Annotated in this window: 15 protein-coding genes, 2 rRNA genes and 1 other RNA gene (1 of these 18 cut by a window edge); all 18 read right to left on the bottom strand. The window is 47.0% G+C overall.

What is annotated here, in order from left to right; translation table 11 throughout:
* Nucleotides 1–71 (bottom strand): 5S ribosomal RNA (gene rrf / locus KCTCHS21_RS02455) (it extends 46 nt beyond the left edge of the window).
* A 116-nt stretch (nt 72–187) separates the two neighbouring features.
* Nucleotides 188–1,743, bottom strand: a 16S ribosomal RNA gene (locus KCTCHS21_RS02450).
* A gap of 472 nt (nt 1,744–2,215) precedes the next feature.
* A complete protein-coding gene (locus KCTCHS21_RS02445; protein ID WP_130604967.1) occupies nt 2,216–2,482 on the bottom strand; it encodes a pro-sigmaK processing inhibitor BofA family protein in 267 nt (88 codons plus the stop codon).
* Nucleotides 2,479–2,736 (bottom strand): DUF2508 family protein, encoded by a 258-nt coding sequence (locus tag KCTCHS21_RS02440; RefSeq protein ID WP_130604966.1) that lies wholly within the window; start codon nt 2,734–2,736, stop codon nt 2,479–2,481. Before KCTCHS21_RS02440 ends, KCTCHS21_RS02445 begins: the two co-directional genes overlap by 4 nt.
* A 142-nt stretch (nt 2,737–2,878) precedes the next feature.
* Complete coding sequence (gene recR, locus KCTCHS21_RS02435; RefSeq protein ID WP_130604965.1) at nt 2,879–3,478, bottom strand: recombination mediator RecR; 600 nt, start codon at nt 3,476–3,478, stop codon at nt 2,879–2,881.
* A 67-nt stretch (nt 3,479–3,545) separates the two neighbouring features.
* Nucleotides 3,546–3,857, bottom strand: a complete 312-nt coding sequence (locus KCTCHS21_RS02430) for a YbaB/EbfC family nucleoid-associated protein (protein WP_130604964.1) — start codon at nt 3,855–3,857, stop codon at nt 3,546–3,548.
* A 14-nt stretch (nt 3,858–3,871) separates the two neighbouring features.
* The gene (gene dnaX / locus KCTCHS21_RS02425; RefSeq protein WP_130604963.1) at nt 3,872–5,662 is read right to left on the bottom strand and encodes a DNA polymerase III subunit gamma/tau; all 1,791 of its coding nucleotides are present in this window, start codon (nt 5,660–5,662) and stop codon (nt 3,872–3,874) included.
* A gap of 35 nt (nt 5,663–5,697) precedes the next feature.
* A complete protein-coding gene (locus KCTCHS21_RS02420) occupies nt 5,698–6,828 on the bottom strand; it encodes a two-component system sensor histidine kinase NtrB (RefSeq protein ID WP_130604962.1) in 1,131 nt (376 codons plus the stop codon).
* A 191-nt stretch (nt 6,829–7,019) separates the two neighbouring features.
* Nucleotides 7,020–7,285, bottom strand: an RNA gene (gene ffs / locus KCTCHS21_RS02415) — signal recognition particle sRNA large type.
* A 71-nt stretch (nt 7,286–7,356) separates the two neighbouring features.
* Nucleotides 7,357–7,761: a hypothetical protein gene (locus KCTCHS21_RS02410; RefSeq protein WP_130604961.1), complete on the bottom strand. Its 405-nt coding sequence runs from the start codon at nt 7,759–7,761 to the stop codon at nt 7,357–7,359.
* A gap of 157 nt (nt 7,762–7,918) precedes the next feature.
* The gene (rpmE, locus tag KCTCHS21_RS02405; RefSeq protein WP_130604960.1) at nt 7,919–8,116 is read right to left on the bottom strand and encodes a 50S ribosomal protein L31; all 198 of its coding nucleotides are present in this window, start codon (nt 8,114–8,116) and stop codon (nt 7,919–7,921) included.
* A 137-nt stretch (nt 8,117–8,253) separates the two neighbouring features.
* Nucleotides 8,254–9,498 carry a radical SAM family protein gene (locus tag KCTCHS21_RS02400; protein ID WP_130604959.1) on the bottom strand — a complete coding sequence of 415 codons (1,245 nt, stop codon included), beginning with the start codon at nt 9,496–9,498 and terminating at the stop codon, nt 8,254–8,256.
* Between the two features lie 38 nt (nt 9,499–9,536).
* Nucleotides 9,537–10,856 carry a transcription termination factor Rho gene (rho, locus tag KCTCHS21_RS02395; protein WP_130604958.1) on the bottom strand — a complete coding sequence of 440 codons (1,320 nt, stop codon included), beginning with the start codon at nt 10,854–10,856 and terminating at the stop codon, nt 9,537–9,539.
* Between the two features lie 39 nt (nt 10,857–10,895).
* Nucleotides 10,896–12,146, bottom strand: coding sequence for a UDP-N-acetylglucosamine 1-carboxyvinyltransferase (locus KCTCHS21_RS02390; RefSeq protein ID WP_130604957.1), 1,251 nt, complete (start codon nt 12,144–12,146; stop codon nt 10,896–10,898).
* 114 nt (nt 12,147–12,260) lie between these two features.
* Entirely contained in the window at nt 12,261–13,115 is an 855-nt protein-coding gene (gene fba / locus KCTCHS21_RS02385) for a class II fructose-1,6-bisphosphate aldolase (protein WP_130604956.1), read from the bottom strand.
* Nucleotides 13,116–13,250: 135 nt separating this feature from the next.
* Nucleotides 13,251–13,646: a response regulator gene (locus KCTCHS21_RS02380; RefSeq protein ID WP_130604955.1), complete on the bottom strand. Its 396-nt coding sequence runs from the start codon at nt 13,644–13,646 to the stop codon at nt 13,251–13,253.
* Between the two features lie 227 nt (nt 13,647–13,873).
* Entirely contained in the window at nt 13,874–15,478 is a 1,605-nt protein-coding gene (locus KCTCHS21_RS02375) for a CTP synthase (RefSeq protein WP_130604954.1), read from the bottom strand.
* Between the two features lie 264 nt (nt 15,479–15,742).
* Nucleotides 15,743–16,333 carry a DNA-directed RNA polymerase subunit delta gene (rpoE, locus tag KCTCHS21_RS02370; RefSeq protein WP_130604953.1) on the bottom strand — a complete coding sequence of 197 codons (591 nt, stop codon included), beginning with the start codon at nt 16,331–16,333 and terminating at the stop codon, nt 15,743–15,745.
* Between the last annotated feature and the right edge of the window lie 26 nt (nt 16,334–16,359).

Raw genomic sequence — 16,359 nt, 5'->3', positions numbered from 1 at the left:
TTGGCGCTGGAGGGCTTAACGGTCGTGTTCGAGATGGGAACGCGTGGAACCCCTCCGCCGTTGCCACCAAACCGGCTTTCTAAAGAAAGAGTGTATTGCTCTTTCAAAACTGAACTTGAGCGTAAGAAACGAATTGCCATCCTGCCGAAGCAGCTATGGACTTTTATAACCCCGAAGGGTTCCTTAGAAAGGAGGTGATCCAGCCGCACCTTCCGATACGGCTACCTTGTTACGACTTCACCCCAATCATCTACCCCACCTTCGGCGGCTGGCTCCCTTGCGGGTTACCCCACCGACTTCGGGTGTTGTAAACTCTCGTGGTGTGACGGGCGGTGTGTACAAGACCCGGGAACGTATTCACCGCGGCATGCTGATCCGCGATTACTAGCAATTCCGACTTCATGCAGGCGAGTTGCAGCCTGCAATCCGAACTGAGACCGGCTTTGTTGGGATTGGCTCCACCTCGCGGTTTCGCAGCCCGTTGTACCGGCCATTGTAGTACGTGTGTAGCCCAGGTCATAAGGGGCATGATGATTTGACGTCATCCCCGCCTTCCTCCGGTTTGTCACCGGCAGTCAACCTAGAGTGCCCAGCTTAACCTGCTGGCAACTAAGTTTAGGGGTTGCGCTCGTTGCGGGACTTAACCCAACATCTCACGACACGAGCTGACGACAACCATGCACCACCTGTCTCCTCTGTCCCGAAGGCCGCCTCTATCTCTAGAGGATTCAGAGGGATGTCAAGACCTGGTAAGGTTCTTCGCGTTGCTTCGAATTAAACCACATACTCCACTGCTTGTGCGGGTCCCCGTCAATTCCTTTGAGTTTCAGTCTTGCGACCGTACTCCCCAGGCGGAGTGCTTAATGTGTTAACTTCGGCACCGAGGGCATGATACCCCCAACACCTAGCACTCATCGTTTACAGCGTGGACTACCAGGGTATCTAATCCTGTTTGCTCCCCACGCTTTCGCGCCTCAGCGTCAGTTACAGTCCAGAGAGCCGCCTTCGCCACTGGTGTTCCTCCACATCTCTACGCATTTCACCGCTACACGTGGAATTCCGCTCTCCTCTTCTGCACTCAAGTTCCCCAGTTTCCAGTGCATCACGGGGTTGAGCCCCGCACTTAGACACCAGACTTAAAGAACCGCCTGCGCGCGCTTTACGCCCAATAAATCCGGACAACGCTTGCCCCTACGTATTACCGCGGCTGCTGGCACGTAGTTAGCCGGGGCTTTCTTCTCAGGTACCGTCATCGGATGAGCAGTTACTCTCACCCTTATTCTTCCCTGGCAACAGAGCTTTACGACCCGAAAGCCTTCCTCACTCACGCGGCGTTGCTCCATCAGGCTTTCGCCCATTGTGGAAGATTCCCTACTGCTGCCTCCCGTAGGAGTCTGGGCCGTGTCTCAGTCCCAGTGTGGCCGTTCACCCTCTCAGGTCGGCTACGCATCGTCGCCTTGGTGAGCCATTACCCCACCAACTAGCTAATGCGCCGCAGGCCCATCCACAAGCCGCAGATTACTCCGCGTTTCCCAATTCGACCATGCGATCAAATTGTTTATCCGGTCTTAGCATTCGTTTCCGAATGTTATCCCGATCTTATGGGCAGGTTGCCTACGTGTTACTCACCCGTCCGCCACTAACCAAGTTTAGAAGCAAGCTTCTAAACAAGATCCGTTCGACTTGCATGTATTAGGCACGCCGCCAGCGTTCGTCCTGAGCCAGGATCAAACTCTCCATAATAGTGAGACCGAAGTCTCGTATTAAAGAGCCTTTGAGGCTCAATCTTTACAACTGGTTTGTCTTCCGATAACCGAAGTTATCTTCCGACGTTTTGTTCGTTTTCTTACGCTCAATGTTCAGTTTTCAAAGAACAATTTGTCTTACCATTTTGTCCCGTTATCGCTAACGGCGACTTTTATAATATACCACATCGCTTGCACACTTTGCAACAAGTAATTTCTACCAGTTTCTCGTGTTCTCTATTAGGAATCATGTCCGTCCAACAGACGTTCATGCTTGCCTAACAGGCGCGAGATATAATGTATCATATAGATCAGAGCCTAGTCAACAATAATCAACAAAATAACTGAATTAATTTGTAGAGCATGCTCTGGATAGGCCTCCAGGGACTAATAACTACTGTCTCCAATAGCCTCCACTACCATTCCTGGGCTTTTTATAAATCGAAAATCACTTACTCCCACAAGCCATTTCATACGAGAAGAGTCCATTGCAGCCCCAATACCAATCCAATACCCGGCAGTCCAAGCACAGCGACAGTTCCAATCGTAAATGGATTTAACGGAACGTACCAACCTGTTACCCAGCCCGAGAAGTTTAGAGCATACAGAACCATCGCCGCCGCAACTAAATGAATACTGAAGCGCATTAGCCAACCTTTGGGCACATTCTTTTTCAGCAAAAGAAGACCCAATGTAGAGCTAGAAACGATAAGGAGAATAAGCCAGAACATCTTCATTCCACTCCCCTGCTTTCTCCTTGCGTATTTTTGAAGCTCCAATGCCACTTCGCTTGCCTGAGCAGCATACTCAATTTTTTCTCCGCAGCCTCTAGACAATAGATTGTATAATCCACTTGATCTTCCCCTAGCGCATGATGAAATCTCCACTCTGCCAGACTCCACTCTTGCTCTGCTCTACGGACATCTTCTATTAATCTTTGACTTTCTAACGATTCAACCGAGGTCAACTTACGCTTTATACGCCATCGCATGACAATCCCTCCCGCATCAAACACCGTATCGCCCTAATAATGGACAACCCATTACTATTTCTATACCCGCATCCATGCGCTTAGAACTACAAACAAAAAGACGCCCGAGGGCGTCATCAGTAACCAAACTATTCAACAAACGCTAATACAGCTCCCTACGACCTTCCAATGCTTTGGAAATCGTAACCTCATCCGCATATTCCAAATCTCCGCCAACTGGCAGCCCATGCGCTATACGGGTGACTCTAATACCGAACGGCTTAACTAGCCGAGAAAGGTACATCGCAGTCGCTTCGCCTTCAATATTGGGGTTAGTAGCTAGAATAAGCTCCTGTACACGCTCATCACCGAGCCTACGAACGAGCTCTGCTATACGAATGTCATCAGGCCCCAACCCGTCCATAGGAGAAATCGCACCATTAAGTACATGATACTGTCCTTTGAATTCTCGGGTTCTTTCCATAGCTACTTGATCCTTGGGCTCCTGAACAACACAGATAACAGAAACGTCCCTAGACTTATCAGAGCATATACGACAAGGGTCGGTGTCTGTAATATTACAGCAAACAGAACAATAGGTTAAATTCCGTTTGACACTAACGAGCGCCTTGGCAAAATCGATTACATCTTCTTCCTTCATTCGCAACACGTAAAAGGCTAGCCTAGCCGCCGTCTTTGGCCCGATGCCCGGAAGACGAGAAAAAGATTCAATCAGCTTGGCAATCGGTTCAGGATAAAACAAGGCTCTAGTCTCCTCTAATCATCGTTTCCCAGTTGATCTCAACTATGAAGCGTAGCTGGATTTAGACCTAGAACAATCCAGGGATCTTCATGCCCCCGGTATACTTGCCCATATCTTGGTTAGCAATCTCATCCGCTTTAGATAAAGCATCATTAACAGCTGTAAGAACTAAATCCTGTAGCATTTCAATGTCTTCTGGATCAACGGCTTCCGGTTTAATCTTAATATCAAGCAGCTTTTTGTGTCCGTTAATAGAAACCGTAACTACACCGCCACCTGCTGTGCCCTCAATTGTTTTGGTGCCTAGCTCTTCCTGCGCCTTCATCATTTGCTCCTGCATCTTCTTCACTTGCTTCATCATTTGGTTCATGTTATTCATCTCTAAAATCCTCCCTAGTCATCTTTTATTGTAACTAATTGATCTCCAAACAACCGAACGGCCTCATCAATCCAAGGCTCACTCTTTCCCGCAGCTTCATCGTCCGGCACAAGCAATAACTCTTCTCCAACTAACGAATCTGCCTTCGGGGAACCCGTGCTTTCCGCCACAGCCTCTTGCCAATCTTTCTGCATAACGGTAAGAAGCTGAGTCGGATTTCCGAAAATAGAGCTTAGAACCCCTTCGATAACGCCTTTGTTAGCGGGTCTCTCCGTTGTTTCGCGATGAATGGTATTCCGGAAAGCTACCACAATTGTGTTCTCCGCCATGGAGACAGGTTCCCCGTCAACGAGCCAAGCATGAACGGTTACCCGCTCCTCCTTAACTCTCTGAAGAATCTGCGGCCATTTGGCCAACGATTGTCCTGCAGAGGTTCGAGCCTCTACATAAGCATTTAGCTTCAACTTAGGTATGGCTGCAATTCGAGGCGCTTGACCTGCTCCACCATTTCCAGGCGAGCTGCCTCGTGCATTCCTATTGCCAGCTGCTTGCGAGGAAGAGCCCCCTCCAGCTGAAGCTGGAGTAAACCCACCGCTTGCTAAAGCTCCCAGCTTGCTTTCCAAAGCAGCCAATTGCTGCCTTAGTTGGCCCAGCTCTCCGCGAACATGGCTTGTGTCTGCAGCACTGTTACTGGATGTTGCATCTGCAGCCCCCACGCTTGGATTATCAGAGCATAGCTTTAGGAGTGCAATCTCAAACATCGTTTGTGGATGAGCCGCATACTTCATTTCATTCTGATAACGATTAAGCAAATCAATGATAGCAAATAACCGCTCTCTAGAAAATGCTTTGGACATCTCTTTTAACTCAGCTGGATTGGCAATCCTTCCGGATGAATCACCTGCATCTGGCGCCAACTGAGCCAGCAGCAGATCACGGAAGTAATGCATGAGCTGCTCTAAGCATTTGTCAGCGCTTTTGCCAGCCTTCATCATTTCATCGATTTCAATTAATACCTTAGCGGCATCACTCTCACGTATAGCCATCGCCAGTCTAGCGAATTGCTCTGAGGGCAGTCCGCCCGTTGCTTCAATCGCTTGCTCCAGCGTAACTTGGCCTCCAGTGAACGAGGATATCTGATCCAACAGGCTCACAGCATCGCGCATCCCCCCGTCGGATAAACGGGCGATATAACGAAGTGCCTCTTGCTCCGCCGTAATCTGTTCCTTATCACTTATTTCTTGAAGGCGCCCAGTCTGTTCCTCTAACGACACCCGGCGAAAATCAAACCGCTGGCAACGCGAGATAATCGTTGGTGGAAGCTTATGAGGCTCTGTCGTAGCTAATATAAACATCACATGACCAGGCGGCTCTTCCAATGTCTTGAGCAAGGCGTTAAAGGCTTCCGTCGTCAGCATGTGTACTTCATCGATAATATAAACTTTACGCCGCACTTCTGTGGGCGAGTATTTCACCTTGTCCCGAATGTCCCGAATCTCTTCAACCCCGCGATTGGATGCCGCATCAATCTCGACAACATCCATAACCGAACCGCTCGTAATCCGTTCACATTGCGAGCACTCATTACATGGCTCTAGAGCTGGACCACGCTCACAGTTAACGGCTTTAGCCAATATTTTGGCAGCGCTTGTCTTCCCAGTTCCTCTCGGACCGCTGAACAAGTACGCATGGGAGAGGCGATCTTCACGGATTGCATTTTGCAGCGTCTGTACGATATGTTGCTGCCCGACCATGTCCTGGAACGTCTGGGGACGCCAGGCCCGGTACAAAGCAAGATGTGCCATTGCTTGTCGCTCCCGTCAACTTGTCGTTTCATTCATTATACATCATCAGGTGAGCGCTCTCCACCGCTAGCTTTTAATTCCTGCTCTAGCTCTCCAGAGGCATATGACAAACATACCGTAAATTGCGTCCCTTCCACGTCCGACGACACCTCAATGCTCCCGCCCAAATCATGAACGATCCGCTGGCACACCGAAAGACCCAAGCCAGTCCCTTGTGACTTTGTCGTAAAAAAAGGATCAAACACCTTCTCTAGCACATCTGCCTCTATTCCCGTCCCTGTATCACAAATCTCTACCGCAATTTTGTTAGGCTCATCTGGATGACTGCATTCGCGAATTATTAATGTCCCTCCTCCGACCATCGCTTCAATTGCATTTTTTCCTAGATTAAGAAATACCTGCTTTAGCAGTTCTTTGTCGGCCAAAATGGGGAGCAGTTCAGGTTTAGGATAATAAAGCACGGTCACGTTGTACATCAGAGCTTCATTTCGAATCATAGGGAGAATTTCCTGCAGCACTTGGCCAATTCTTAAAGGAACACGTTTAATTTCCTTTGGCTTGCTCAGCAATAGGAATTCACTCACCAACTCATTTACTCTTTCAAGCTCAGACAATACAATGCCAACAAACTTTTGCTCCTTGCTCATACTTCGATCTGTGAGGGCTTTATTCAGTAGCTGCATGAATCCTTTGATAGCTGTTAGAGGATTGCGAATTTCGTGAGCGGTGCCTGCTGCAATCTGACCAATTGTTTTCAACCGATCCGAGCGTCTTATTTGCTCCTCCAAGGTCATCATATGAGAGACATCCCGAAAGAGGACGAACGCTCCTGTCGTTACCCCATTAAATTCAAGCACCTCACCATCCAGCATAAGCTCATGACTTATCTTATTCCGATTCCAGCTCAAGCTTCGGTTTCGAAAGGTCGCGCCGTGAAGCAAGCTTCTGTCAAATGGTTTAGGCTTAAGAGACAGCCCCTCGAACCATTCTTCAACAGGCTTATCCACTAGATCCGCTCGATTACATCCGAACACTGCACAAACCATTTCACTGATTTCCACAATCCGAAATTCAGAATCCAATATCAGTACCCCAGTACCTTCCAAAGCAAGAAAACGATTCGCAAACTGCTGAATATAAAACTCTTGCTTGGATTCGTCCATCATTTATTCACCTCCGCTCGACGAGCCAATACAAATGTAAATATTCGGTATATCAGGTTGTGTTCCCTCCTTCGGACCTATGACATTAGAAGTATTTTCTGCTAAACGGCATAAAAAAAAGCATTCTGCGGGCTAATTCTTCCGCAGAATGCTTTATTCACGCTATTATCAATATGCGTATTTGCTTAGTAGGACCGTGCACCTGATCTTGATAATTGTGATCCAGCCGAATAAGAGTGAGTCGCTCAGGCCGAGCTACCCTCCAACACAAGAACTAAACCACTTATGGCTGCTTCCTTCCGGACCTGACCGGGTTCATGGCCGTCCCTCGCGGAGGACCCTGCCGTCAACACGACACGAAACCTACCGGAACCTGCATCACAAAACCTAAAACAGGAATTCAACCTCGCTGGAGCGGATTGCGAGTTACAGGGCACCGCTACCTCCCCGTCTAGCACGGCAAAACTAAGTATAGCGAATTGCAGGAGGAAGTGCAACCGATGGAAGCAGTTCCCTCAAGAAAAATCCGCATTATTTCATTGAATATACATGAATGGTGTATCTAGGATAGTTAAATCTTAGCACTGTAGCTGCTTGTTGCTCTACCGTTGGGACTTGCTGAGGTCTTAAATCCTTCTCCAGCTTGATCGTCACGTAAGCATCAGCACCATTAAATGTAACGTTAGAATCTGCTACTCCGGGAACCTTCTTAATCGCTTGCTTCATGGTAACTGTATCCGTCTCATAGTTAGTCACTATGTGATGGCCGGGAAGCTTTGAATTTTTACTCATTGTTCCTAGCTGGCCGTCATTGCGATAAGACTGGGTCTTCACGCCATTCGTTCCTTTCGCAGAATGGCTTCCGCAGCCGGATATAGCCATTAATGCGCATAACGCCGTAACCATCAAAATCATTATTTTCCAGTGCTTCCGCATGAAAAAAAACCTCCCTTTATCCGGTAGGATACCTAGGGAGGCTTATCTCTATACAGCCATTTTTTCAAGTGGGTTGAGCGTGCCTTTCAGCATTAGCTTGCAGCCACACCTGATCTGACTACCGCATGTGAATTGACACATGCTATCGGTAAAATCATTAAATGCCGTATTTTTTCTTAAACTTGTCTACGCGACCGCCTGCATCGATAAACTTCTGTTTACCTGTGTAGAACGGGTGGCAAGCTGAACAAATTTCTACTTTAAGGGCCGATTTAATCGAACCAGTTTCGAAAGTGTTTCCGCATGCGCAAGATGCCGTAATCACATTGTATTGCGGATGAATGGATGGTTTCAAAGGGTTCACCTTCTTTCTGCCCTGAATCTCATGCGGATCCAGAGTAATAGACACATGATGACATTGTATCACGGTGTTCTCATGCTGACAACTATCCGATATTAGGCAGGATTGCCAAGCCAGGAACACGAGCAGTACTACACCAGTGGCGGAACATGAGTATAGGAGCCAATGACTACATCTGGAAGCTCCTGACGATAGATATCCAGCAATGTTTTCATCCCATAGATTTCGCCCTGTGCGGGTGGGATTAGCGCGAGATAAGCATCCGGATCAATATTAAGGTTCCGCATTTGAATTAATTTCAAACCCGTTCTACGCGCAAAGCCAATCATTGCTTCAATTTCTTCCTCACGGTCGGTTACACCAGGGAAAATTAAATAGTTAATTGAAGTGTATACGCCTTTATCTGTTGCGTATTTCAGTGATTTCTCTACATTCTTAAGCGTATAGCCACGAGGCTTATAGTAAGCATTATAATGCTCGTCTAAAGCACTGATTGTACTTACACGCATAAGATTTAGGCCCGCATCGGTTATAGCCCTCATATGATCCGACAATCCTGCGTTTGTATTTATATTAATGTAGCCAAGAGAGGTTTTCTCTCGTACGCGTTTAATCGCCTCGATAATTGTTCGAGCTTGCGTAGAGGGCTCTCCCTCGCAGCCTTGGCCGAAGCTGATTATCGAACGAGGCTCCGTTAAGTGCTCAAGCATAATCTCGACGACTTCTTCAACATCTGGCTTAAATTTAAGACGAGTCTGCGGCGCCACAAACCCACTATCATCGGGTTGCTCCGAAATACAGCCATAACAGCCGGCATTACAGGAGAAGGACACAGGCACGGCACCCTCCAAGCGTTGCAAAAAAGTATTTGAAGCTGTTAGGCATTCATACTCTAGTGCACAGTGAGAAAGGTGCTTATATAGCTTATTGTCCGGATAGGTTTTAAGCAGACGATCGACTTGAATTTCCAAGTCTGCTCGATCACAATTTTCCGGATTCCATGGCTCAGGATCATCACTCTGCCCCGCAGCCACGTAGAAGCCGTCGTCTTTCCACACGACAGCCGTATATCCGAATAAAGGAAATTTCTGCGTCTTATCCGTCTTAGAATATCCTGGAACATAAAAGCGGGTGAAGCCTTGCGGAAGCAACGCCCCTACCGCCTGATAAGCACCAGGAATTAATTTCATTTCACCGCTAACCGGATCCATTCCGATCGGTCGGGTAAACGGAAGACCAACTAGAGTCGCTCCTGCTGGCAAAGGAATTAGCTCCTCTTCGAGAAGCTCCACGAGATCATTACCGCTACGAGCTATTCCGAACAGCTCAGGATGGTCGAATACATTACCTTGTTCGTCTGCGTATACCAGATGCATATGCTAGGCCCTCCTCTATCTCCGCTTAAGAGCTCACTCTAAGAGGAGCTGCTGCGCGGCGGGCGGCGTCCTCCACCAGAGCTAGGTGAAGGGCTAGGTGAAACCGGTCCCCCGCTGGTGTCCAGCGAATCAAGAAACTCTTGATTTGTTTTGGTGTTGGAAAGCTTCTTAAGAAACCCTTCAACGTACTCCATGGAATCATTCATGCTCTTACGAATCGCCCATAGCTTGTCGAGCGCTTCTTTATCCAACAGCAATTCCTCACGTCTTGTACCCGAACGTCTAATATCGAGAGCAGGGAAAATCCGGCGTTCTGAGAGCTTACGATCTAGATGCAGCTCCATGTTACCAGTACCCTTAAACTCCTCATAAATAATATCATCCATACGTGATCCCGTTTCAACTAGCGCTGTAGCAAGAATGGTCAGGCTTCCACCTTCTTCAATGTTACGCGCCGAGCCAAAAAACCGCTTAGGACGATGGAATGCAGCCGGATCAATTCCCCCAGACAATGTGCGTCCAGATGGTGGAACAACGAGATTATACGCCCGCGCAAGTCTCGTGATGCTATCCAATAGAATAACGACATCACGCTTATGCTCTACTAAACGAAGTGCCCGCTCCAATACCAGCTCAGCAACCTTAATATGATTTTCCGGAACCTCGTCGAAGGTGGACGCAATAACTTCCCCCTTGACCGAACGCTGCATATCCGTCACTTCCTCCGGACGCTCGTCGATAAGAAGCACGAATAAATCAATTTCTGGATGGTTAATCGAGATACTGTTAGCAATTTCCTTAAGCAGTAAAGTCTTACCTGCCTTAGGCTGAGCAACGATTAATCCACGTTGACCTAATCCGACGGGAGCAATAAGATCCATAATGCGAGTGGATAGATGGGTGGGTGACGTTTCAAGCTTAATCTTCGATTGCGGATACAGCGGGGTTAAAGCAGGAAAATGAAGACGTTCAGCAGCTGCTTCTGGTGTCACGCCGTTAACGGCATTTACCTGCAGTAGCCCGAAATATCTTTCGCTTTCTTTGGGCGCTCGGCATTTACCGGAGACAAGATCACCTGTCCGAAGATCAAACTTGCGGATCTGTGAAGCAGAGATATAAATATCCTCCGCACTCGGCAAGTAATTAATAGGTCTTAGGAACCCGAAGCCTTCAGATAATACCTCCAGAACGCCTTCCATGAACATCAAGCCGCTCCTCTCCGCTTGTGCGCGGAGGATGGCGATAATGAGTTCCTTCTTTTTCATCTGTGCATAATTATTGATTTGGTGCTGCTTCGCAAGCTTGTATAGCTCCGTCAGCTTCATCCCTTCCAAATCGGCCATCATTAAATCGGTCATAGAAACCCCACTTTTACTCCAAAGGTAAAATATTCACTTCTAACCATCGCGCCAAACTTCCGCACCCAAGTTACTGAGCTGCGTAACAAGACGTTCATACCCTCTGTCAATGTACTCTACTCCGGTAATCTCAGTCGTACCCTCTTCAACTGTTAGAGCAGCAACAACAAGCGCAGCTCCAGCACGGAGATCGGCTGCCCTTACTTTCGCCGCATTAAGCCGACTGCCTTCAATAATGGCAGAGCGACCCTCTACCCTTATGTGCGCGCCCATTCGGGCCAGCTCAGGAACATGCTTAAACCGATTGTTGTACACATTGTCTGACAAAACACTAACTCCACGAGCCTGTGTAAGCAAGCTAGTCATCGGAGATTGCAAGTCAGTGGCAAATCCCGGATAAACAAGCGCCTTAACATCAACTGCTTCATAGAGAGATTGACCAACAACTCTAATGGCTTCATCCATCTCATAGACATGGACACCCATTTCTTGCAGCTTAGCAGTCATAGCTTCTAAATGCTTAGGAATAATATTATCGATAAGGACATCGCCGCGAGTTGCCGCAGCGGCTATCATGTATGTTCCAGCTTGGATGCGATCGGGAATAATAGAATGCCGACAGCCATGCATTTCTTGAACGCCTTCTATACGGATTGTTTCCGTTCCAGCGCCTTTTATTTTAGCTCCCATAGCATTTAGCAAGGTTGCCACGTCAATAATCTCAGGCTCTTTAGCCGCATTCTCAATCAAGGTTAATCCTTTGGCCCTTGAAGCAGCCAACATAATGTTAATCGTAGCTCCAACACTAACAACGTCTAAATAAATTTTGGCGCCTCGTAATTCTTTAGCTCTGATACGAATAGATCCATGATCATTGGTCACTTCCGCTCCCAATGCTTCGAAGCCTTTAATATGCTGGTCAATCGGGCGCGGTTCGAAATTACAGCCACCAGGCAGTCCAATCGTCGCTTCCCCAAATCTCCCTAATAATGCACCCATTAAATAATAGGATGCCCGTAACATCTTAACTCTTCCATTAGGCATAGGTACTGATTTCATGGCAGATGGATCGATAGACATCGTATCATCTTTCCAAGTAACCTTACCTCCAAGCTCTTCTAACAACTCCGCATAAACCGCCACATCGCTTAACTGAGGAAGGTTGTCCAGCCTCACTTCCGATTCTGCCAGTATTGCTGCGGGAATAAGAGCGACAGCGCTATTCTTCGCGCCGCTGATTCCGACCGTACCTCTTAGCGGTCGGCCTCCCCGGACCATCAATTTTTCCATAAATGCCGTCTTCCTCCTCGTGTTGGTGTCGACGAAAATGATCGACACATGAAGGAACGGGAAAACGCCTTTAGACGTTTTCCCGCGCAAGATATCAACGATAGTTAATTTGAATTAAGCTTTGTTGCTGCTTCCGAACAAGCGGATTTTCTCTTGAACGACTGCTTTCATTGCGTTACGAGCTGGTGTCAAGTATTTACGTGGATCAAACACTTGGCCATCTTTAGCAAGCACTGCACGGATTGCCTCTGTACAAGCAACTTGGTTCTCGGTGTTCACGTTGATTTTACCTGCTCCGGACTGGATAGCCTCACGAATCATTTCGTCAGGAACGCCAGAACCGCCATGAAGAACGATTGGAACTGGAATAGCAGCAACAACTTCTTTAATGATATCGAAGTGGATTTTCACTTCGCCTTTATACATACCGTGCGCAGTACCTACAGCAATAGCTAGGCAGTCAACGCCTGTTTCTTCATAGAAACGGATCGCTTCTTCTGGCTTAGCAAGGGAAGCATCAGCCTCATCAACGCTAAGATCATCTTCAACGCCGCCAATTGTTCCCAGCTCACCTTCAACGGAAACGCCCATTGCATGTGCAGCCTTAACAACTTCTTTCGTCAAACGAATGTTATCTTCGAAGCTGTGGTGCGAGCCATCAAACATAACAGAAGAGAAACCAGCACGGATACATTTCATTGCAATATCAAAATTGCTACCGTGGTCAAGATGTAGAGCAATAGGAAGACCGGATTTCTCAGCCGCTGCCTTAGCGATTGCAACTGTGTATTCCATTCCCATATACTTCAATGCGCCTTCGCTAACACCGAAAATAAATGGGGAATTCTCTTCGATTGCTGCATCTGTGATAGCTTGAGCAAACTCAAGATTGTTCATGTTAAATTGGCCAACTGCATATTTACCTGCTTTGGCTTGCGGCAAAAACTCGGACATCGATACTAATGGCATAATTACAATTCCTCCTGCAATTTCATTCGATTTCTCACGACTCGTACATACTGCGTTATTATAACACAAAATGACTTTGCGAAGTAAACCGAACGGGTGTTTCCGCCCATGAGCTTACAGAAGCATCAGTATCGCTTAGCTTCCAGTAGCAAATCGCGACGACGAGCCTTCTCCCATTTGCATATTAACAGCAAGTCTCATTTCATCAATATCGAACGGTTTTGTAAAATGCATCAAAGCTCCTAAGTCGGTTGCTTCCTTGATCATGTCAAGCTCACCATATGCTGTCATCATAATCACCTTAATGCTGCGATCATGCTCCTTGATCTGTTTCAGTATTTCTAGCCCATCCATTCCCGGTATCTTCATATCTAACAATACGAGGTCCGGACGATGGCTTCTCACAATTTCCAAGGCCGTTCGACCATTCGCTGCTTGGAAGGTTTCATAACCCTCTGTGGCAAATACTTCTAACAATAGAATACGGATGCCCACTTGATCATCAACAATCAACAATCTCTTTTTATCCAAGAGCTCATCCCCTCGATTCACTATTGTAGCCTTATTCGTGATTCAGAGTGCAAATTCCTTCTCTTTCCATGTAAAAATTATGTAGAAGAGTTGTAATATATATTATTCTCCATTACAAACAACTTTAATATCATGCCGTTAAATGGATATGGATTCTAAAAACCGTTCCAGCACTAAGCCGGAACGGTTCGATAGCTAACATTATTAAAATTCTTTAATACCTATAATTAAGCTTCGGAGTGACGAAGAGCCGCCTTAACGAATTCTCTAAATAATGGTTGCGGGCGATTCGGACGAGAAGTAAATTCTGGATGGAATTGTACGGCAAGGAACCAAGGATGTCCCGGAAGCTCGATCATCTCTACCAAACGTCCATCTGGAGAAGTTCCTGAAATCTTCAACCCAGCGGATTCAATACGCTCACGGTATTCGTTATTAAATTCATACCGGTGACGATGACGCTCATAAACAAGCTCATCCCCATAGCATTGAGCAGCTAAGCTTCCCGGCACTAGCTTACACGGATATAAGCCCAAACGCATCGTTCCGCCAAGATCCTCGATATCCTTCTGCTCAGGCAGAAGATCAATAACAGGATAAGGTGTTGCCGGATGGATTTCAGAGCTGTTCGCACCGTCAAGACCAGCCATGTTACGAGCATAATCAATGACAGCAACCTGCATACCAAGACAAATACCGAAGAACGGAACTCCATTCTCACGGGAGTAACGAATAGCTGTAATCTTACCCTCGATTCCCCGATCACCGAAGCCACCAGGAACAAGAATACCTTGAACACCGCCGAGTAGCTTGTCCACATTACTTGGAGTAATCTCTTCAGCATTAACCCAACGAATATTAACTTCCGCATCTGCGTCGATACCCGCATGCGCAAGGGATTCAACAATACTCAGGTAAGCATCATGCAGCGCGACATATTTGCCGACGATGGCAATTTCAGTCGTCTTCTTGAGCGATTTCACACGGGCAACGAGCGCTTCCCATTCTTTCATATCAGGAGCGCCAACCGTTAAGTTCAAATGCTTAACGACATAATCGTCCAAGCCTTGCTCACGAAGGTTTAACGGCACTTCATACAATGTAGGGGCATCGCGGCATTCAATAACAGCATTGGCATCAATATCACAGAACAAAGCAATTTTCCGCTTCAAATCTTCTGCAAGAGGATACTCTGTCCGACATACGATCATGTTAGGCTGAATACCGATACTACGAAGCTCCTTAACGCTATGCTGGGTCGGCTTTGTTTTCACTTCACCGGCAGCCTTAATATAAGGGATAAGCGTAACATGGATATACATAACATTATCGCGACCAATGTCGCTCTTGATTTGACGAATGGCTTCAAGGAAAGGCAAACTCTCGATATCGCCGACTGTTCCGCCGATTTCCGTAATAACTACGTCGGATCCAGCTTCTTTACCTGCACGGAATACACGGTCTTTAATTTCATTGGTAATATGCGGAATAACTTGTACCGTTCCACCCAAGTATTCTCCGCGGCGTTCCTTACTAATAACAGTTGAATAAATTTTACCAGTCGTTACGTTGCTATTCTTCGATAGATTAATATCGATAAATCTCTCGTAATGTCCCAAGTCAAGGTCGGTTTCCGCTCCGTCGTCGGTTACGAATACTTCCCCATGCTGGTAAGGACTCATAGTACCTGGATCTACGTTGATATAAGGGTCGAACTTCTGAATGGTTACTTTCAGTCCACGGTTCTTAAGCAGCCGTCCCAAAGAGGCGGCGGTAATGCCCTTGCCGAGCGATGAAACTACACCGCCTGTTACAAAAATATATTTGGTCACCCTGTACGAAACCTCCCACGTAATGCCCTTGCGGCATCTTATTGTCGTTACATTTCTAAGCCTTACCCTGATAAAAACAGGGCGAAAAAAGAAAAAAGTGTCACCCAATAAATGGGGGCACTTTTTAAATTCCTATGCTATGGAAAAACCCGCTTCTAAAGCCCAAGCATAAGTTTACCGTCTCGGATGGGCGGTGTCAAGTAAAACGAACACACATCTTTTGGACGTTCGTATACTCTTAAAGCAAGCTCTTAGATGACGTTTTTATGACTCATCCTCGTCTTCATCGTCAGCCAAGTCATCATCATCTTCGTCATCAAAATCGTCGTCTTCGTCTCCAGCTTTTCCACCGAGATCTTCCTCGATATCAGAATCCTCGTCCTCTTCGATGATAACTTCCTCATCGGCTTCGGCCGCTTCTTCGCCTTCCTCGAACACTTCCTCACGCTCTTCGTCAAACAGACCATAAGGACCTTCATCCGCGGATGCAGTATCCTCTTCCTCACCGTACAGATCATCATCATCTTCGTCGTCATCATCATTAATGATACGAGGGCGCTTAGCTCCACCGTTCATTGGATCGTCGGAACGTTCTACAGGGTACCAGCGTTTGAGACCCCAAACATTACCTCCAACACATGCAAAACGACCATCAATATTGATTTCTGTATACAGTTGAGCAATTACGTCTGTAACCTGGCTGTCGGTAAGACCGCGCATCTTGGCAATTTCAATCATCAGATCGCGATAGTAAAACGGAGTGTTGGCTGATTTAAGCAATTCATAAGCAAGATCAACCATCGGCATTTCGCGAATTTTCTCGGAGTCGAGTTTCAGCACGTAGTCGGCGCTCACGTGACTTCCATCCTCTCTGTATGTGA

Source organism: Cohnella abietis (assembly GCF_004295585.1).
Taxonomy (GTDB): Bacteria; Bacillota; Bacilli; order Paenibacillales; family Paenibacillaceae; genus Cohnella; species Cohnella abietis.
Note: the sequence above shows the minus strand (reverse complement) of the source record. Positions and strands in the feature narration are given on the sequence as shown.